The organism is Corynebacterium hindlerae (assembly GCF_014117265.1).
GTDB lineage: Bacteria > Actinomycetota > Actinomycetes > Mycobacteriales > Mycobacteriaceae > Corynebacterium > Corynebacterium hindlerae.
On record NZ_CP059833.1, the window covers coordinates 2,081,264 to 2,100,724 of the forward strand.

Consider the following 19,461-nt stretch of genomic DNA (forward strand, 5'->3'; position numbering starts at 1 on the left):
CATTTTTAGCGTTCCAGGAGGCGCTTACGCGGTGGCCGACTCCAATGCAATCAGCTTCGCGCACTCCTGCGACGCTGCGTTGTCATCGCGGTGGAAAACGGCTTCCGCCAAGGCGTCGTAGGTATCGAGGAGCTCGTTCGACGGCTGAGCGTCGAATCCACCGGCGTCGTATCGGGCGCGAATCACCGCCGAAATCGATGGGATGAGTGCAGAAAACATTTCATTGTCCGAGCACTCCAGCAACAATGAGTGGAACTCGAGGTTGGTGTTGAGGTACTCCTCGCTGGTTCCTTCCTCGTCAGCGCCGAGCGTGCGCATCGTCGCTGCGAGGTCACGGAGTCGCTGACCCTCCCGCTGGCTCGCTGCCACGGCTGCAATCGCGGCGGCGCGAGGTGCTACAGCTTCCCGTAGAGCAGTGAGGGACGACAGCTGCTCGTTACGTTGAGAAGGCTCCCGGAGGCGCCACCGGATGATCGGTTCGCTAAACACCGACCACTGGGAGGATGGCAACACCGTGATGCCAACGCGACGTGAAGAGGACACCATTCCGAGGTGTTCTAGTGCACGCATGGTCTCGCGAGCAACGGTGCGAGAAATCGAGAAGGACTCGCACAGCGTCTGCAGGGTGAACTTCTCACCCGATTTGATCTTGCCACTGACAATGTCCGAGCCGATCTGATCCAACACAGTCTCCAAGAGCGGAGCATGGGGGCGAATGGGCATGGTTGGCATGAGTGGATTTCCTTATTATTGATGTCTAATCGTTCGAGGGGTGACGCGGTTTCTCCTTCCGTTAGTGCCTAGAAGAACCAACGGAAAACCAACAATGTTCAACAAAGAAACCGTGACGGCTCCCTCACTAGCAGTTGCAAGAAAGAAGTCGATGACAAAGAATGTAGTACACGACTGGCTCTAGTTCCACTAAGCGCCATGAATTAAATGCCGTTCACCATTGCTTATTTGTTTTAGTTGTCAGCATAATTCTGAACGTCGAGTGTGAGTGATCGGCGGAAGCTGTCCCCTTTTGCTGTTAAGAACGTGCGCTACAGTGCAAAAATGATCGGGCAGCGGGGGAAGGAAGCAATTTTTGGTTTTTGCCTATTAGTGGCAAATATTCAAGCCAGCTGTCAAAGGGGTTGGGATCGCATGTGAGCCACCCTTAGTGGAATGTGAATAAAACTGTGCTTCGGGGGCAATGGTCAGATGTTGACTCGGTTTAAAACGGGGCAAAGTTGGCACCTCGTCAGTGGCTGTAAGTTGCGATTTCCGCTTCTGCAACAACGCGGTAAGGTGGTAGGCACATTTAAAATAGAAGGGTCAGTAATCGTATGTCTCTTGAATCGCATGCGCCTTCTCATCGTCACGATGAGCAGAACCGAGTGTTGGCAGGGCCAATTTCGGCAATCAACTGGAACGAGATTCCAGACGAAAAAGACCAAGAAGTGTGGGACCGTCTCACCGGTAACTTCTGGCTTCCTGAAAAGGTTCCAGTGTCCAACGACATCAAGAACTGGGAAATGTTCAATGATCAAGAACGGCTCGCAACCATGCGAGTTTTCACCGGCCTGACCTTGCTGGATACTATCCAGGGTACGGTCGGTGCGGTTTCCTTGATTCCGGATGCCGTCACTCCCCATGAGGAAGCAGTACTTACCAACATTGCGTTCATGGAGTCGGTGCACGCTAAGTCTTACTCCAATATCTTCATGACGCTTGCGTCCACCGCAGAGATTAACGATGCCTTCCGTTGGTCCGAGGAAAATGAGCACTTGCAGAACAAAGCCAAGATCATCCTCGATTTCTACGATGGAAAAGATCCGCTCAAGCGCAAGGTCGCCTCGACACTGCTCGAGTCGTTCCTGTTCTACTCCGGTTTCTATCTGCCGATGTACTGGTCTTCCCACGGCAAGCTGACCAACACTGCGGATATGATCCGCCTCATCATTCGCGATGAAGCTGTCCATGGTTACTACATCGGGTACAAGTACCAAAAGGCCTTGGAAAAGGAAACGCAGGCGCGCCGCGACGAAATGAAGGAGCACACCTTCGACCTGGTCTTCGAGCTCTATGACAATGAGATCCAATACACGGAAGATCTCTACGACGAACTGGGCTGGACAGAAGATGTAAAGAAATTCCTGCGCTACAACGCGAACAAGGCCCTGAACAACCTGGGTTACGAAGGACTCTTCCCGGCAGATGACACCAAGGTGTCCCCAGCTATCCTGTCTGCACTTTCTCCCAATGCCGACGAGAATCACGATTTCTTCTCCGGTTCCGGTTCCTCCTACGTGATCGGTAAAGCCGAAATCACCACCGACGACGACTGGGACTTCTAGTTTCCCAGTTACGATGGCCGGCCGTCGCTCTTCAAAAATGAGGGCGGGGGCCGGCTTAGTATTAAGGCCCGAAATTTGGCGTACGGATGGGATGAATCAGGCCTCAGAAATCCCATCCGTACGCTCGATTTCTGATTTGGGATCTTTGCTTCAGGGGCTCGGGTTAGCTTGTTGCATTTTTGGATACGGCTAGCCCATTGCATGAAGTTGGCGACCGCCGGGTCTGCAAGCTGCCAGCGATCTCGACCTTTGTGCGGAGTGAGAGGGGGCAAGGGGTACAACTAAGGGTTGATGTGTGAAATTGGGGGAGGGGAACTGCAGTTGTGAACGAAGTGACAAAAGTGAACACAAGCACGGCGTTGAGCGGGGACGATACGACTGATGAACGTTTAAGTGACTGTATAACTAGCGAAAATTGAAAATATTGCGTCGTGTCGCAGCGCAATTGGTTCCCCAATGTGTGCAAAGCAATACCCCCGCAGTCTGATAAGAGTTACCGAAATGCCTAAGGGGACGCTAGACTTGGCCGGGTAACCGGTCTATATGGCCGGATAGGTTCATTGTGTCTCAAATGAAGGTTTGGGTCATAATAATGGAAGATTCTGTGAGGGCAGGGTCTTTCGCTTAGTCAGGAGGAACTAATGACCGCTGTAGCGCCTAAGGTCGACCATTCGGTCGTACCAGCAAGGCCTGCACCTACCGGCAATGCCCGCAAGGGTTCTTTTGCTTGGAAGATGCTTACCACCACCGACCACAAGCAGCTGGGCATCATGTACATCATCATGTCCTTCAGCTTCTTCTTCCTCGGTGGCCTGATGGCTCTGCTGATTCGTGCCGAGCTGTTCTCCCCAGGACTTCAGTTCCTGTCGAACGAGCAGTTCAACCAGATGTTCACCATGCACGGCACCGTTATGCTGCTGCTGTACGGCACCCCAGTGGTGTGGGGCTTTGCTAACTACATTCTCCCACTCCAGATTGGTGCGCCGGACGTTGCTTTCCCACGTCTGAACGCTTTCGGTTTCTGGCTGACCACCATCGGTGGTGTCGCGATGCTGTCCGGCTTCCTGACCCCAGGTGGCGCAGCAGACTTCGGCTGGACCATGTACTCCCCACTGTCTGACTCCATCCACTCCCCAGGCATCGGCTCTGACATGTGGATCGTCGGCGTTGGTGCTGGTGGTGTTGGTACCATTTTGTCCGCAGTGAACATGCTGACCACCATCCTGTGCCTCCGCGCACCAGGTATGACCATGTTCCGCATGCCAATTTTCACCTGGAACATCTTTGTCACCTCCGTTATCGCACTGCTGATCTTCCCGGTTCTGACTGCAGCTGCCCTTGGTGTGCTGTTTGACCGCAAGCTCGGTGGCCACCTCTACGATCCAGGCAACGGTGGCTCCATCATGTGGCAGCACCTGTTCTGGTTCTTCGGTCACCCTGAGGTGTACGTCCTTGCGCTGCCATTCTTCGGCATCATCTCTGAGGTTGTCCCAGTGTTCTCCCGCAAGCCAATGTTCGGCTACGTCGGCCTGATCTTCGCAACCTTGTCCATTGGTGCACTGTCCATGGCTGTGTGGGCACACCACATGTTTGTCACCGGTGCGGTTCTTCTTCCGTTCTTCTCCTTCATGACGTTCCTGATCTCCGTGCCAACCGGCGTGAAGTTCTTCAACTGGGTAGGCACCATGTGGAAGGGTCACATTTCTTGGGAGACCCCAATGGTATGGTCCATGGGCTTCCTGGTCACCTTCCTCTTCGGGGGTCTCACCGGCATTATGCTGGCATCCCCACCGCTGGACTTCCACATCTCGGACACTTACTTCGTGGTTGCGCACTTCCACTACACCCTGTTCGGCACCATCGTGTTCGCCTCCTGCGCAGGTGTGTACTTCTGGTTCCCGAAGATGACCGGTCGTATGCTGGACGAGAAGCTGGGTATGTGGCACTTCTGGCTGAGCTTCTTCGGCTTCCACGGCACCTTCCTGGTTCAGCATTGGCTGGGTAACATGGGTCTGCCACGTCGTTACGCTGACTACCTTGACTCCGATGGCTTCACCCTGCTGAACCAGATCTCCACGGTCTCCGCGTTCATCCTCGGCCTGTCCGTCATCCCATTTATTTGGAACGTCTTCAAGTCCTGGCGCTACGGCGAGATTGTCACCGTTGACGATCCATGGGGCTACGGCAACTCCCTCGAGTGGGCAACCTCTTGCCCTCCTCCACGACACAACTTCACCTCCATGCCTCGCATTCGCTCCGAGCGCCCAGCGTTCGAACTGCACTACCCTCACATGGTCGAGCGTATGCGTGCAGAGGCACACTCCGGTCGCCACTAAGAACCGGTATCCATCGCGCTTCGCGATGTGAACTCACCCCCAGCAGTCGATTGTTACGACTGCTGGGGGTGGCCCTGTTTTAGCCATCTGTTTAAGCGTGAAAGAATGAAGCCATGACTACGGATCTCCCTGAAGAGCACTTCAACGCACTTGCCGACGGCCTCGTGCCAGTAATCATCACCGTCACCGGCTCTGACCAAGCAGGCGTCTCAGCAGCTGTTTTCCGAGTGCTGGCAGCGCATGGCGTGCAACTCGTTGATATTGAACAATCGGTATTCCGAGGACAGCTCTCCCTGGCTGCGTTCGTGGGAATGAAACCAGAGAAAATTGATACCGTTTCTGAGGGGCTGCGCAACACCCTGAAGGTACACGGACTTCAGGTTACTGTGGCTGAACTCCCCGCGGTACCACAGCCTCGGCCCCACTCCACCCACGTCCTGGCGCTGTTGGGCTCGGTGGTCACTGCGGAACACGTGTACAAGCTCGGCCAGACTCTCGCTAATTATGGCGCCAATATTGAGGCCTACCGAGGCCTGACTGATTACCCCATCACGGCCATTGAGCTCGACGTATCTGTCCCTAACGCTGAGCCGGGAGGTGGGGTACCGCTTCGTCGCGCGCTGGCAGAGCTTTCTCACGAGATCGGTGTCGATATCGCAATCGACCGCGCGGGTGTACAGCGACGCGCCAAGGGATTGATTTGCTTTGACTGCGATTCGACGCTGATTACTCAAGAAGTCATCGAAATGCTGGCTGCATACGCTGGTAAAGAAGCCGAGGTTGCGGCGGTGACCGGCCGGGCAATGCGCGGCGAACTTGATTTTGAGGAGTCGTTGCGGGAACGTGTTGCGACTCTGGCGGGCCTCGATGAGTCAGTGATCCACGCCGTCGCACGAGATTTAAAGCTCACACCAGGCGTGCGAACCACCCTGAAGACCCTGCAAAAGATGGGATACAAGACAGCCGTGGTCTCTGGCGGGTTTATCCAGGTTCTAGAGGATCTAGCAGAGGACCTGAAGTTGGACTACGTGCGTGCTAACACCCTGGAAATCGTGGATGGCAAGCTCACTGGTCGAGTGATCGGCAAGGTGGTGGATCGCCCAGCAAAGGCGGATTTCCTGCGGGAATTCGCGGCAGATTCTGGCCTGGACATGCACCAGACTGTAGCGGTCGGCGATGGTGCCAACGACATTGACATGATCTCGGCGGCTGGTCTGGGGATTGCCTTTAATGCGAAGCCGGCGTTGCGCGAGGTCGCGGACGCTGCGGTCACGTCGCCGTTCATGGATGAGGTGCTGTACATGTTGGGCATCAACAAGCTCGATGTTGACCGTGCTGCCCGCTAGCTTTGAGAGGGCACACCAGCGACTGCAGTTGGTGTTAGCCCCTGGTCGTGATGGGGAGGACCCCACTAATCCCGACACTGTGCAGGCCATGCCGATTGTGCTGAATATTCCGAAAAGCAACCGGCCGTCGCGTGTTGAGTTGCTTGAAGCGGCAGCGCGGGCGGTGGTTGCTGTCTGTCTGGATCCGCGGGCTGGGGAAGCTACTGCTTTCGCGGACGCGTTGCAGCGGTGGTATGGCGCGCGGATCCGCAAAATCGCTCGTCGGGCGCGCAATGCCCAGTGGGAGCGAGTGCAAAGTTTGCCTGGAGTCACCGCGGAGCAGGGTGGTGCGCAGGCGCGCGCATTTGTACCGAGCGCGGTTCATGCTACTGAGCCCCTGATCGCAAAGCTACAGATCGAAGGGACGGATCTTCCAGTAGCGCCACTGGGGGCGGTAGCGACAGGCATTCCGCTGCTGGTGGTGGATGCGTCGTTGGGGATGAGCGTCGGTAAGTCGGCTGCGCAGGTCGGGCACGCGGCTATGCTGTTGGCGGCGCATTTTTCGACCGATGCAGCGTGGCGCTGGGCCCAGCAAGGGTACCCGCTGCAAGTCAGGGAGGTTCCCCGCGCGCAGTTTGCCTCGCTGGCTGGCAGGGCGGACGCAGTTGCCGTGCGCGACGCCGGATACACGGAAGTGGCGCCAGGTTCGGTGACCGTGGTGGGCCTACCTAATGAGTTTTAGGAGCAGCTGCTGAGCCGTGTGCAACGCTTGTCGACGACCGTTGTTGTTGTGACAGCTGCGCCATGAGTGATTGGTAGTTAGTATGAAACAGATACGGTTTTCATTTTTTTACTTAGAGGATGGATGACATGACGAATCCTTTTGATGGATCTCCAGAACCCCAGAGCTACGGCTATCAGCAGCCCGGGTACGCACCACAACCGGGTGCGCAGAAAGTTATCCCACCTGGATCCTTCGACGCAATGGATTCCCTCACTCAAGCGTGGCGGATCATCACGGAAAAGCCCTTGGGGTGGTTGCTGTCCTCGGTCGTCTACTTCGCTATTTTTGGCGTCATTGCATTCTTTGGCTACATTTTGTTCATGGTCAATGTGGCCCTGATCCCCGAGGGATCTGACGAATTCCCGGTCATGTCATTTGTGACGTTCTGCGTGTTGCTTTTAGTGGGAACAATTTCACTTTTGCTGTGGGGGCTAGTACTGACCCGCGAAGCGGTTTATGCTGCTGGTGGAAAACGTCCAGAATTTAAAGAGTTTTTCACTTTCAAGCGGTGCGGAATTTTGTTTGTGGGTTCCATCCTGATTGCTTTGGCTTCGATGTTAGGTTTTCTGGTGTTCATCATTGGCTCATTCGTGGTTTCGATCGCGTTGATGTTTGTCATGCCAGCTCTTGTGTTCGATGACATGTCTATTGGTGCGGCGTTCAAGTCATCGTTTGACGTGGTGAAAGCTAACTTGGGGCAAACCCTATTGTTGTTCGTCCTGATTGCGATCCTCAACGGCATCGGCGGATCACTTGGCGCCGCTACTATAGTCACTGTCCCATTCGGAGTGATTGCGACGGCGCACGCTTACATGAAGGCGGCAGGGCGCCCACTGCAACATCGCAACCCCACCGCCTAACTACCGGCCCGTTTTCCCTCTTCCAGTTTCGCAGATCACAACTTTCAATTAGTCTTGTTTAGTCAGTGAAAAGTTAACTGCATGAAAATGAAGAGGATCGAAAGGTCGTAGCACCGTGACTAATCCCTTTGACAATTCGGGAGAGAACTCATCTGCCTCCCCGTTTAACGCACCACACCCGGGGCAACCTGCCGGAAACCCAGGCGCGCAGTACGGGGGCTACCAGGACACGAACGGTGGATACGCCGGATACCAGGGTTACGGCGGCTACCATAACGATCCATCCCAAACGGCGAAGGCCGGGAGATTTGAAGCGGTTGAGTCGCTTGGCCAAGCATGGAAAATCTTCATGGAAAATCCCGTTCCTTGGATCGTGGGAACGCTCGTCTATGGTTGCCTCGCCGCCATACCGATGTTGATTGGCATGTTTTCCATGATCGTGGCAGCGATTAACGCAGACTCGGACCCGGATTCTGTACCAGCTTTCCCAATGGGAGGCTTTTTCGTCGGAATCGTGATCCTGGTCATCGCTATCTCCTTCTTGCAGCTGCTCATCTTCCGTAATGCGCGGCAGGTGATTGGGGGACAGCCGGTCACAGTAGCGGACTTTTTCGCTTTCCATGGCATCGGAAAGATGTTTGTTGTGGCCCTGCTATTGGGCATCGCGGTACAAATCGGTGGCACCGTCGTGATCGGCAGTTTCATTGTGTCCTTCTTCGGAATGTTCGCAGTCGCGGCGTCCGCAGATCCTCACACTTCAATTATTAGTAGCTTCCAAAAGTCCTTCGACATTATTCTTGCGAACTTCGCGCAGGCTATCCTCCTGTTCATCATTTCCAGCCTGGTTGCTATGGTGGGATTCCTTATTCTCGGTGTTGGGGCTTTGGTCACTGTTCCGGTGTCCTACATCGCCATCGCTCACGCTTTCGCCCGTGCTACGAACGTTCCAGTAATGCAGCGTGCTTAGTCTGCGGTGAGATGACGGCGCAGGATTTTTCCCGCAGCCGAGCGCGGGATGTGCGACACAAAGTGCACCTTGCGTAGCTGTTCGTGCCGGGCCACTTGTGTGGCCACTGCTGTCATGATGGTGTCTTGGTCGGCCTCACTGCCGGAGTGCAGCACCACGTAGGCCTCGGGTTGTTCCTCCCCATCTGGCCCGTAGCCTCGGGTCACCGCAGCGTCCGCAACTTCGGGGTGCGTCATCACGATGCGTTCCAGTTTCACGGGGGATACCTGGAACCCGTGGTATTTGATGAGGTCTTTGAGCCGGTCGATAACGGTGTGGGAGCCGTCTGGATTTTCCCGAACGAGGTCTCCGGTGCGCAACCAGCCGTCGATAAGCGTGCGGCTGCTCACGTCGGGGTCGCCGAGGTAGCCTGCCATGACCTGCGGGCCACGCACCCACATTTCGCCCTCAGTGGCCTCGGCGAGGGTGTGGGGATCGCGGATGCTGATTTCCGTATCAGGCAGGGGGTGCCCGATCGCCTCCAAGGGGGTGCCGGGGCGCCATGCCAAGTGTGTTACCGGGGAGGACTCGGTGAGCCCAAAGCCCTGTATCACTCGCGCACCGGTGCGCTCTGCTGCGCGACGCGCCAACGCAGGATCAAGTGGCGCTGCTCCAGAGACGATCGTGGTGAGCGAGGAAAACTTATACTCAGCCGGTGCCGACGCCAGCACAGCGGCCAGTGGCGGTGCAATGAAAGTAAGAGCAACATCGTGGCGATCATGGGCGGCAAGGAAAGAATCCTTAGCAAAATTTTGCGCTACCACCCGGGCGCGCATCGCTAGGGGAACATTCAGCAGCGCGGTTAGCCCGTAAATGTGGCTAAACGGCAGTACTGAAAGACACGTTTCCCCCGCCTGCAGAGGAAGCACCTGGGAAAATTGCCGAACATTGGCTGCGAGTGCGCGGTGAGGCAGCATCACTGCCTTCGGGGTGCCAGTGGTTCCAGAAGAAAACGGCAGGCAGGCAAGTTGCTCAGGGGAGATCCGCGGGGCCGGGCTCGGCAACGAACCACGCGGACGTACCACCTCCCGCACGTTCGTTTCATCCACCAGTAGCGACGCGGCGACGCTGCGTAGCATGGCGTCACGCTCGTCCGAACGAAGATGGAGGGGGAGAGGCACGACGATTGCGCCAAGCTTCACGACGCCGTGGAACACCGTTGCAAAGTCCGCACCGTTTCCTAGTTGGACACCCACGACGTCATGCTGGCCGATACCTCGGGCGGCGAGCTGCGCCGCGCAGTCAACGACACGCTCCGCGAGCTGCGGGTACGTGAGCGTGAGATCTCCGGAGATCATCGCAGTGGTTTCGGGGAGCTCCCCACCGAACACAGCTTCATATAGGGACATTAGCTGGCCACCAACCTTTTCAACGCAGCTTTAGCAGTATCGGAATTTGTTGTCGCCCAGAACGCAGGCATCGATTTACGCAGGAAAGAACCGTAACGCTTTGTCACCAACCGGTTATCCAACACGGCAACCACACCCCGATCAGTGACGTGGCGGAGCAACCGGCCCGCGCCCTGCGCCATCAGCAACGCAGCATGAGTCGCGGCGACCTCCATGAACCCATTGCGCCCTTCAGCATCGGCTGCATCCTTTCGTGCCTGCAACAGCGGATCATCGGGGCGCGGGAACGGAATCCTATCAATGAACACCAGTGAGCAGGCGCTGCCTGGAACATCCACGCCCTGCCACAGTGTTAAAGTGCCGAACAAGCACGAATTCTCATCGGCAGCAAACTTTGCCACCAGCGCACCCGTGGAATCATCACCTTGGCAGTAGACATCAAAAGGCAGGCGCAGCCGCATCGCTTCCGTTACTTGCTCCGCGGCGCGCCGGGAAGAAAACAAACCCAGTGTTCGGCCACCGGTAGCCATGATCAGTTCGTATATCTCATCCAGGGTTTCTTGTGGCACGCCGTCGCGACCTGGATCCGGAAGATGACGAGCAACGTACAAAATCCCCGACTTTGCCGGATCAAACGGAGTTCCCGCATCGAGGCTGTCCCATGATCCCTTCGGGAGCCCCCAGCTGGCTGCCATAGCATCAAAATTCCCGCCGATCGTCAGCGTCGCACTGGCCAAGATCACGGTCTGCTGCTCAAATAGCCGAGTATGCAGCAGACCAGCAACCGAAAGCGGTGCCACTCGCAGCACACTGCCGCGACGCTCATCGCGGCTCAGCCACACCACGTCGGAGTGCTGAGATGGGTCTGACTGGGCAAACACCTCCAGGGTGCGCACGATGGCGTCATGAAGATCCAACAAGTGGTTGCTGAGGGATTGTCGTTCGGCAAACCGCTCCGGCTGGTTCGCCGACTCACCGTCCGGGGCGCGTTGGATCGTGTCCCGCAGTGACCACAGCGAATCCTTAAGCGCAATCAAGCTATGTTGGGCTGACTCTGGCATCTGCTTCCACCGCCCTTCTGGGGCGGTGAGAAAGGCGTCGTCAAGCTCTTTTGCTAGCTCCGAAACCTTCTCTTCGCGCCCCTCTGCGCCCAACTTCCCAGCGCGCTTGGCCGTGAGATTCAGGGAGGTCACAGAAATTTCGTTGGTAGCAACCGCAGTGATACGACCGTCGAGCTCATGGGCCTCATCAATGATGACGACCTCGTGTTCCGGCAGGATATTGATGTCGGCGAGAGCATCGATTGCCAAAAGGGCGTGGTTGGTGACGATAATGTCCACATCCTTCGTGGCGCGCCGGGCCTTCTCCGCGAAGCAATCCTCACCATGGGGGCAGCGACTCGCCCCGAGGCACTCGCGGGACGACACACTCAGCTGCCGCCAGGCCAGATCCGGGACGCCGGGCTCCAAATGGTCCCGATCGCCCGTCTCGGTTTCTGATGCCCACTCATGCAGGCGGGCCACATGTTTGCCCAGCCAGGACAGCTCCTCCTCATTGATCAAGGCATCGGGATCATCCAGCTGTGACTGCGCGACCTTGTTCTGGCACAGGTAATTCTGTCGCCCTTTCATAATCGCGAATGTTGGTTTCTTCGGCAGCAGTGGCTCCAGCGCTTCTGCCAGTCGCGGTAAGTCTCGTTCCACAAGCTGGCGCTGCAGGGCGATGGTCGCGGTGGACACGATCACGGTAGTCCCCGTCTCCTGCGCGTGGCGGATCGCCGGCACCAGATAAGCCAACGATTTGCCCGTGCCTGTGCCTGCTTGGACCGCCAAGTGCCGCTCGTGCTCCATCGCCCGAGTCACCGCGTCAGCCATGCGGGCCTGGCCTTCACGGCGCGTTCCCCCAAGCGCAGCTACAGCGGCGTCGAGCAGTTCACTGGTATCAGGGGCGGAAGTGGCAGACATGGCAACTTTCTTCAGAACAGGGATCCCATGGAAATACAGCTAGTGTAGCGTGCTTCGTTCACCGCTAACGGGCAACGACAAAACCGGCCATCCACTAGGCGAGAAGCCTAGTAGCAGCCGGTTTGCGTTAGGGAAGTGGTCTTATGCGTAGTCGCCAGCGTCTGGCTGGGCGTCCATGTCGATATCGATGGTTGGGGCCAGATCGGAAGTGACTTCCTTGTAGTCGTCGTAGAACTGATCGTTGTCAGTTTCGAAGCCCTTGAGATCCGCGTAGCCGTCGAAGTCGGTATCGAAGAGCGCTTCGTCGGTCATGCCGTCACCGTCGGTGTCGATGCGGACTACATCTGGGGTGCCGTCGCCGTCGCTGTCGTCGATCTTGCGAGTCGCATCATCAGAAGCAGCAGGGGTTTCCGCTGCAGGTGCCTCGGAAGCTGGTTGTCAGAGGTTGGCGCCTCGGTTCGGGTTTCCGGCACTGGGGTCGCAGCCGCAGCAGGAGGTTCCTGTGCCGGTGGGGCGTCGGTGCTGCCTTCCCCTCAGCTTCCGGTGCGTTGCTGCGGATTCCTTGGGAGAAGGCATCATTGCTTACTGATTGCTGCGCGTCGGAGAGCTGTCCCTGGCCGGAAGTGCTGTCAACTACGCCGTCGTTGTCGTTGTCGTTGTCGTAGAGGTGAACATCTATCTTGCCGTCGCCGTCGGTGTCCAGTTCCACCTTGTTGATGCGGCTGTTGTCATCAGTGTCGGACAGGTGGGTTTCGATCAGACCATCATTGTTCTGGTCGAGGGAGCACCCGCTGTCAATTAGTTGTGAATGATTTGGGTGTTTTCTCCCGAAACCCGGAAAATGCTTCCCGGGTTTGCGAAGGAAAGGCGCCTACAGCCCGGCTTCGCGTAGGGCGTCGAGAAGCTTGGCGCGGGCGCGACTGATGCGGCTTTTCACGGTTTGGGTGGGGATGCCTTGCTGATCGGCGATGTCTTGATAACTCAGCCCACCGTATTCCCGGAGGACGAGGGCTTCGCGGAACTCGTCGGGCAGCGTGGAGAGGGCGTCGCGGATCACGACTCCGGCCGTGACCTGATCGTCCACTCCTGATCCCGGCGCGACTTGGTCGATACCGGCGTCATCGTCTGGGATTTCGCGACGTTTGCGAACGATTTGTAGGGCAGCGTTGGACGCGATTCGGTATGCCCAGGTGGAGAATTTGGCTTTGCCGTCGAAGCGGTGGAGGTTTTGCCAGGCTGCGGTGAGGGCGTTTTGGATGGCGTCTTCGGCGTCGTGGCGGTTGCCGGTGATGGATAGGCACACGGACCACATACGGTTGGAGGCGGAGCGGGCCAGGACACCGAAGGCACGCTCGTCACCTGCTTGGGCGCGGGCGAGGAGTTCGGCTTCGGTGGGGCCGGTTGTGGCGTCGTCGAAGGCGGTGAGTGAGACGTCGGTCATGGGTTATACCTCCATCCCGAAGTCACCGTCGAAATCGTCGTCGAATTCAACGCTTTCTTCCGGCTCGGGTTGTTCGATGGGGAAGTCATCGATCGGGAAGTCGGGGTGCTCGAGGTGATTGGCTTCCTCAGGTCCCTCGGTTTCTTCGAAGAACACGGAGTCGGGGATCAGATCGCTTTCGGGTGCTGGAGTGTCTGGAGAGGTTGCGACTGCGAGGAGCGCTTCTAGGTCAAGGTCGTCTGGTGTCGCATCCGCACCATACATCTCTGACACAGGTGGTAGAATAGAGTGCTCTGGTGCGGAAGCGCCGTCGTCAAACTCTGCGGCGAGATCAATGTCGTGCGTCATTTGTGTTGTTCACCTCCTGTCCACTGGTATGGGTGGGTTGGCGACGCCTGACACGCCGGCCCTTGCGCAGTTATGATGCGCGAGCCGGGGGTGAAAGTTCCCCAGCTCCCCATACTGTGGGGTCAAAATCCTACGAAACGGGTGTTGAGTGCAGGCTCGTCGCGTGAGAGCGCCAGGCCTTCCCATGGCAATGACACTAGTTGAGCGGCGAGATAATCGCGGGACTCGGTGAGCGTCGGTAGGCTCGCTACGACATGGCCGTCACGCATCAGCGGTACGGTCAGGTCGCGTACGTTGAGAGCTCCGATGGTGGGGGCGTCGGCATCAAAGGGGGTGACGATCTCCTCGACGGCGGTGCCGGAGTTACGGGCGGCGCGGAAACCGCGTTTCGCCCCGCCGACAGATTTCTTGGAGCTGGAGCGTTTTGCTACCGGATGCCCGTCAACTTCTACCACTTTGTACACCATGGAAGCGGTCGGTGCCCCGGAGCCGGTGACCACGGAGGTGCCGACTCCGTAGATGTCGACTGGCTCGCCCCTTAGACCGGCAATGGCGAATTCGTCGAGGTCGGAGGAGACGACAATCTTGGTGTTGTGCGCACCTAGATTATCGAGCTGCTGTCGGACGCGACGAGTGAGAATGCCGAGGTCTCCGGAGTCGATGCGGACGCCACCGAGCTCAGGGCCGGCGACCTTGATCGCGGTCTCTACACCTTTTTCGATATCGAAGGTGTCAACGAGCAACGTAGTGTCCACGCCCTGGGATGCGATCTGGGAGCGGAACGCGGCCTCTTCGTTCGGGGTGCCGTCGTCGTTGACGTGGACAAGCGTCCAGGAGTGCGCGGCAGTGCCGGAAACTGGGATGCCGTAGCGGTGTCCGGCTTCGAGGTTGGAGGTGGCTTGAAAACCTGCGAGGTACGCGGCACGAGAGGCCGTGACCGCGGCGTACTCATGGGTACGCCGCGACCCCATCTCAATGATGGGGCGGCCACCGGCAGCAGTCACCATGCGGGCGGCGGCGGACGCGATAGCGGAGTCCGCGTTCATGATGGACAGAATGACGGTTTCGAGGATGACGCATTCGGCGAAGGTGCCCCGAACGGTGAGGATGGGGGAGTTAGGGAAGTAAAGTTCGCCCTCACGGTAGCCGTCAATGTGTCCACGGAACTGGAAATCCCTGAGATAAGAGATGGTTTCTTCGTTGAGGAAGTCCAGCCCTGCTAGTTGTTCTTCGGTAAAGACATAGTCTTCCACTGCGCTCAGGACCCGAGCGGTTCCTGCTACCACACCGTAGCGGCGTTCGTTGGGCAGTCGCCGGGAGAATACTTCGAATGCGCACTGGCGGTGCGCGGTGCCGTCGGCAAGCGCGGCCTGCAACATGGTGAGTTCATACTTGTCTGTCAGCAGCGACGTGGAGCGCGCTGGTGGCAGGGACGAGGCGACGCCTGGGGCACGGGAGCTTGGTGTTGAAGAGGTCACAGAGGTCAGTGTAGACCACGCGGGGCTATTTCAGCAGGAACTTTTCCGGCTTGTGAAGTGCCGGAGTCTATGTGTGACAGCTAAGCTGGGGAACCATGAGTAATTGGCCACCGCATATGAGCACACCGTCGGCGCCGATGGCTTCGCCTGATCTTGAGGAAGTCATCGATGTTGACGTGATGACCAGCGAAAACCTGCCGTGGATGTGCATCGTCTGGGATGATCCGGTCAACCTGATGAGCTATGTCACCTATGTTTTTCAGACGGTGCTCGGCATGAGTCGCAAGCGCGCGACAGAACTGATGATGCAGGTCCACACCGAGGGGAAAGCGGTGGTCAGTACCGGCGAGCGCGACAAAGTCGAAGGCGACGTGAAGAAGTTGCACAAGGCTGGCTTGTGGGCGACGATGCAGCAGGCGGGATAAACATGGAAGCGTGGAAAAAGAAGAAGTCCCTGCTCAAAGGGGCAAAGTACTCCGTAGTTTTCGAGCCGATGGAGCGGGAAGTGTTGGGGGACATGGCCGCTGCCGTAGCCGAGGCACTGATCCAGCGGGCGCAGTCTGCCCCGAAAGATGAGCTCGCCGAACTCACTGGCATGACGTCCGGGCACAAAGAGCCCCCTTCCGATCCAGCGCTTGCCCGCCTGCTCCCCGATTTTGAGATGCAGGGCGATGAGGAGTACGAGGGTGACAATGCGCTGCTCCGGTCGTTGCACGAAAATGACATCTGTCGCGCAAAGCTAGAAAACCTCCAGGTCATCACGAGCGCGCTCGGCCCCGATGGCAGCGTTGCCGTGGTGGCGACAGAGGAGGAAGCCCACGCCTGGATCGCCGGGCTCAATGACATTCGCCTCTACGTTGCCTCCGGGGAAATCCGAGGCGGGGAGGCTGAGGAACAAGACCGCGACATGTTGGTGCAGTGGCTGGCGTACGCGCAAGAGTCGCTGCTCGACGTGATGATGGGGTAAAGCAATGCTTACCGACGTCCAGGGCGTGCTGCTGGGGCACCGTAGCTTGGGGGATACCGGTGTGAGCGTAGTGGTGGTGCCGGACGGTGCCGTCGCTGCTGTTGATGTGCGTGGTGGCGGGCCGGGTACCCGGGAAACCGACCTGCTGGAGCCCCACAACACAGTGCAGCAGGTGCACGCCGTGTGTCTCTCCGGCGGATCGGCTTTTGGACTCGCCACCGCAGATGGTGTCATGAAAGCGCTGGAAGAACGGGGTATCGGGTTCCCCGTCATCCGGGATATTCGCGTTCCCATCGTGCCGGCCGCAGTGATCTTTGATCTCCTGGTTGGCGACGCCACCCACCGGCCCACTGCCGAGGACGGTTACGCTGCCGTCCAGGACGCCTTCGCCGGGCCGTCCACCTCCTCGGGGTCCGTCGGCGCTGGGTGCGGTGCCACCGCTGGAGTGCTGCGCGGTGGCTTCGGCCAAGCTTCGCTCAAAGTCGGCGAGTACACCATCGCAGCAGGGGTGGTAGCTAACCCCGTTGGGGCAGTGGTGGACAAGGACACCGGTAGGTTCTGGGGAGCGCCGGAATTAGCCGTCGATAAGGCGCGCTTTGCTGCCTTGAAGGGGTTGGAAACCAAGCTCAACACGACGATCGGTGTGATCGTGACGGATGCGCCAGTGACCAAAGCGCAAGCTAAGCGCCTCGCGATGACCGGACACGACGGCCTCGCCCGCGCGGTCCGCCCTGCGCACTCGCCCCTTGACGGCGATACCCTGTTCACCCTCTCCACCGGCTCCGGTGAGGGCGTGTCGCTGGAAAACATGATCGCCCTGTCCACAGCGTCGGCGGATGTCGTGTGTGCAGCGATTATCGACGCCGTAGTTCATGCCACGAGTGGGTATGGACTGGAATGTTATCAGGGGCTCAGAGGAGATCAATAACATGTACCAGTACAACACGGCCAAAAGAGATACCGGCTTTCGCCGTGCAGTGAGCTGGGTAATGGCTTATCTGCTGGTGATATGGGTTGTCCATATTTTCAGCGTGATTACCGGTGGTTGGATTAGCGGATTCGGTATTCACCCGCGGGATATAAGTTCCTTGCCATATATTTTCACTGCGCCTTTTCTGCACGTATCGTTTTCCCACCTTATTTCCAATAGCGTGCCTGGGGCTATTTTTATCTTCTTGATTGCGCTTTCTGGCAATCGCGTCGTGGTGGAAGTGACACTGATCGCCATGGTCATTGGTGGTTTCGGAACGTGGGTCTTTGGCGGTTGGGGAACTAACCATATTGGCGCGTCGGGGCTTATCTACGGCTGGTTGTCCTACCTGATTATCCGTGGTCTCTTTAACCGGCATTTCGGCCAGGTCGCACTAGGGATCGTACTGGCATTCTTTTATGCGGGCTATATTTGGGGCGTATTTCCTAATGAACCTGGGATCAGCTGGCAAGCGCATCTCTTTGGGGCCATTGGTGGTGTTATCGCCGGTGCGACGATCACGTCTGATGATCCAATAGCTCTGATACAGAAACGGCAACAAAAGCGGTTGGAGCGCCGAGGCAGGTAGCATAACAACGATATGACTAGTACTCCGAGCCCAGGCGCTCCCATCGGCATTTTCGATTCCGGTGTCGGTGGCCTCACCGTTGCGCGTTCCATCATGGATCAGCTGCCACACGAATCGATCATCTACATCGGCGACACCGCAAACGGCCCCTACGGTCCGCAGCCGATCCAAAAGGTGCGCGAACACGCCACCCGCATCGCAGACGAGCTGGTGGAACGTGGCTGCAAAATGATCGTTATCGCCTGCAACACGGCGACAGCGGCGTTCCTCAGGGATGCCCGCGAGCGTTACGACGTCCCCGTGGTCCAAGTGATCCTGCCCGCGGTACGACGCGCAGTTGCCACCACGCGCAACGGCAAAGTTGGCGTCATCGGCACGCTCGGAACGATCAACTCGGGCGTGTACCAGGACATGTTTGAGGCTGCCCCGAATATCGAATGCGTGGCGGCACCGTGCCCACGCTTTGTCGACTTCGTGGAACGTGGCATCACCTCCGGGCGTCAAATCTTAGGTGTCGCGGAAGCGTACTTGGAGCCATTGCAAGCAGCGGGCGTCGATACGCTTGTGCTTGGTTGCACGCACTATCCGCTGCTCTCCGGCGTCATCCAGCTGGCGATGGGGGACAACGTCACCCTCGTATCCAGTGCGGAGGAAACCGCCAAAGACGTGCTGAAGGTCCTGAGCCAAACAGACATGCTCGCAGACCCAGAAATCCACGGACCGCCCTCCCGCAGCTTCGAATCGACCGGTGACCCGGACAAGTTCGCGCTGCTCTCCGAGCGTTTTCTCGGTCCCGGCATCACTGAAGTATCGTCACACCCTAAGGTCTAAAGGTGAAGGAATGCTTCACAAAACCAATCGAGACATGAGAAAGTTACAGTATGAAGCTGACCATACTTGGCTGTAGTGGAAGCACCGGCGCCCCAGACAACCCTGCGTCGGGATACCTGGTTCAGGTTGATAACGCCCCTGGTGTGATGCTCGATTGCGGCCCAGGCGTGCTTGCCAAAGTGCAAGAGTTCGCCAATCCAGCAGAACTACATGTGGCACTCAGCCATCTTCACGCCGACCACTGCCTGGACATACCCTCGTTGATGGTGTGGCGTCGCTACCACCCCGTCGCGCCGTCAGCCGGAAGGAACCAGCTAGTGGGGCCCGCGGACACCGTGAACCACCTCGGGCCACTCAGCCTCGAAGGTGAGGATGACTACTCAGACTCCTTCGCCTTCACCCCATGGACTGCCCGAGTCCCACACATTGTCGACCGCGTCCAAATCACCCCCTACCCAGTGATCCACCCCGTGGAAACCTACGGCCTGCGCGTGACGGAAGCAACCACCGGAAAGACCATTGCCTACTCCGGCGACAGCGCCTACACCGAATCCCTCGTCGAATGCGCACGCGACGCCGACCTCTTCCTATGCGAAGCAACCTGGGGAGACAGCTCCCTCGGCAAACCCGCGGACATGCACATGAGCGGCGCCGAAGCCGGGCTCATCGCCTCCCGCGCCGGGGTGAAAAAGCTCGTCCTTATCCACATCCCACCATGGGCAGACCCCGAATTGGCGTTGCGCAGTGCCCAAGAAAACTTCGACGGTGAAGTCATCGTCGGGGAGTCTGGAATGGAGTTTCAGTTGTAGCACCCCGGAATTTAGCGTACGGATGGGATGAAAATTGGCTTGAACGTCCGTTTCGTACGCTAAAT

Annotated in this window: 20 protein-coding genes; 12 read left to right on the top strand and 8 right to left on the bottom strand. The window is 57.9% G+C overall.

The genetic code is table 11. From position 1 onward, the window contains the following. Positions 1 to 24: 24 nt before the first annotated feature. Positions 25 to 732, bottom strand: coding sequence for a FadR/GntR family transcriptional regulator (locus tag HW450_RS10070; RefSeq protein ID WP_182385490.1), 708 nt, complete (start codon positions 730 to 732; stop codon positions 25 to 27). A 596-nt stretch (positions 733 to 1,328) separates the two neighbouring features. Between HW450_RS10070 and nrdF the strand changes: the two genes are divergently transcribed. From nrdF to HW450_RS10100, 6 genes are all read left to right on the top strand, one after another. After that, the gene (gene nrdF, locus HW450_RS10075) at positions 1,329 to 2,339 is read left to right on the top strand and encodes a class 1b ribonucleoside-diphosphate reductase subunit beta (RefSeq protein ID WP_182385491.1); all 1,011 of its coding nucleotides are present in this window, start codon (positions 1,329 to 1,331) and stop codon (positions 2,337 to 2,339) included. A 641-nt stretch (positions 2,340 to 2,980) separates the two neighbouring features. Continuing rightward, a complete protein-coding gene (gene ctaD / locus HW450_RS10080) occupies positions 2,981 to 4,675 on the top strand; it encodes an aa3-type cytochrome oxidase subunit I (protein ID WP_182385492.1) in 1,695 nt (564 codons plus the stop codon). 113 nt (positions 4,676 to 4,788) lie between these two features. Continuing rightward, positions 4,789 to 6,021: a phosphoserine phosphatase SerB gene (gene serB, locus HW450_RS10085; protein ID WP_182385493.1), complete on the top strand. Its 1,233-nt coding sequence runs from the start codon at positions 4,789 to 4,791 to the stop codon at positions 6,019 to 6,021. A gap of 88 nt (positions 6,022 to 6,109) precedes the next feature. Then, entirely contained in the window at positions 6,110 to 6,742 is a 633-nt protein-coding gene (locus HW450_RS10090) for an aminoacyl-tRNA hydrolase (protein WP_232843245.1), read from the top strand. Between the two features lie 119 nt (positions 6,743 to 6,861). After that, on the top strand, positions 6,862 to 7,644 hold the full coding sequence (locus HW450_RS10095) for a hypothetical protein (RefSeq protein ID WP_182385495.1): 783 nt from the start codon (positions 6,862 to 6,864) through the stop codon (positions 7,642 to 7,644). Between the two features lie 115 nt (positions 7,645 to 7,759). After that, on the top strand, positions 7,760 to 8,611 hold the full coding sequence (locus HW450_RS10100; protein WP_182385496.1) for a hypothetical protein: 852 nt from the start codon (positions 7,760 to 7,762) through the stop codon (positions 8,609 to 8,611). Here HW450_RS10100 and HW450_RS10105 read toward each other — a convergent pair. The 7 genes from HW450_RS10105 to HW450_RS10135 all read right to left on the bottom strand — a co-directional run bounded on the left by HW450_RS10105 (position 8,608) and on the right by HW450_RS10135 (position 15,230). Further along, positions 8,608 to 9,999 (bottom strand): class I adenylate-forming enzyme family protein, encoded by a 1,392-nt coding sequence (locus HW450_RS10105; RefSeq protein ID WP_182385497.1) that lies wholly within the window; start codon positions 9,997 to 9,999, stop codon positions 8,608 to 8,610. The genes HW450_RS10100 and HW450_RS10105 overlap by 4 nt on opposite strands. After that, positions 9,999 to 11,963: an ATP-dependent DNA helicase gene (locus tag HW450_RS10110; RefSeq protein ID WP_182385498.1), complete on the bottom strand. Its 1,965-nt coding sequence runs from the start codon at positions 11,961 to 11,963 to the stop codon at positions 9,999 to 10,001. The genes HW450_RS10105 and HW450_RS10110 overlap by 1 nt, the downstream gene beginning before the upstream one ends. 141 nt (positions 11,964 to 12,104) lie before the next feature. After that, positions 12,105 to 12,275, bottom strand: coding sequence for a hypothetical protein (locus tag HW450_RS10115; RefSeq protein WP_182385499.1), 171 nt, complete (start codon positions 12,273 to 12,275; stop codon positions 12,105 to 12,107). Positions 12,276 to 12,354: 79 nt separating this feature from the next. Then, complete coding sequence (locus HW450_RS10120) at positions 12,355 to 12,672, bottom strand: hypothetical protein (protein WP_182385500.1); 318 nt, start codon at positions 12,670 to 12,672, stop codon at positions 12,355 to 12,357. A gap of 162 nt (positions 12,673 to 12,834) precedes the next feature. Then, positions 12,835 to 13,404 (bottom strand): RNA polymerase sigma factor, encoded by a 570-nt coding sequence (locus HW450_RS10125; RefSeq protein ID WP_182385501.1) that lies wholly within the window; start codon positions 13,402 to 13,404, stop codon positions 12,835 to 12,837. 3 nt (positions 13,405 to 13,407) lie between these two features. After that, a complete protein-coding gene (locus HW450_RS10130; protein ID WP_182385502.1) occupies positions 13,408 to 13,752 on the bottom strand; it encodes a hypothetical protein in 345 nt (114 codons plus the stop codon). A 122-nt stretch (positions 13,753 to 13,874) separates the two neighbouring features. Beyond that, positions 13,875 to 15,230, bottom strand: coding sequence for a nicotinate phosphoribosyltransferase (locus HW450_RS10135; protein WP_182385503.1), 1,356 nt, complete (start codon positions 15,228 to 15,230; stop codon positions 13,875 to 13,877). A gap of 116 nt (positions 15,231 to 15,346) precedes the next feature. Here HW450_RS10135 and clpS point away from each other — a divergent pair, with 116 nt between their 5' ends. The 6 genes from clpS to HW450_RS10165 are packed head-to-tail and all read left to right on the top strand — an operon-like array spanning position 15,347 to position 19,396. After that, on the top strand, positions 15,347 to 15,655 hold the full coding sequence (gene clpS, locus HW450_RS10140) for an ATP-dependent Clp protease adapter ClpS (RefSeq protein ID WP_182387502.1): 309 nt from the start codon (positions 15,347 to 15,349) through the stop codon (positions 15,653 to 15,655). A 2-nt stretch (positions 15,656 to 15,657) separates the two neighbouring features. Continuing rightward, positions 15,658 to 16,197, top strand: coding sequence for a DUF2017 domain-containing protein (locus HW450_RS10145; RefSeq protein WP_182385504.1), 540 nt, complete (start codon positions 15,658 to 15,660; stop codon positions 16,195 to 16,197). 4 nt (positions 16,198 to 16,201) lie between these two features. After that, positions 16,202 to 17,125 (top strand): P1 family peptidase, encoded by a 924-nt coding sequence (locus HW450_RS10150; RefSeq protein WP_182385505.1) that lies wholly within the window; start codon positions 16,202 to 16,204, stop codon positions 17,123 to 17,125. A gap of 1 nt (position 17,126) precedes the next feature. After that, entirely contained in the window at positions 17,127 to 17,756 is a 630-nt protein-coding gene (locus tag HW450_RS10155) for a rhomboid family intramembrane serine protease (RefSeq protein ID WP_407926233.1), read from the top strand. 12 nt (positions 17,757 to 17,768) lie between these two features. Continuing rightward, positions 17,769 to 18,587: a glutamate racemase gene (gene murI / locus HW450_RS10160; RefSeq protein ID WP_182385507.1), complete on the top strand. Its 819-nt coding sequence runs from the start codon at positions 17,769 to 17,771 to the stop codon at positions 18,585 to 18,587. 50 nt (positions 18,588 to 18,637) lie between these two features. After that, the gene (locus tag HW450_RS10165; RefSeq protein WP_182385508.1) at positions 18,638 to 19,396 is read left to right on the top strand and encodes an MBL fold metallo-hydrolase; all 759 of its coding nucleotides are present in this window, start codon (positions 18,638 to 18,640) and stop codon (positions 19,394 to 19,396) included. The last annotated feature ends 65 nt before the right edge of the window (positions 19,397 to 19,461 follow it).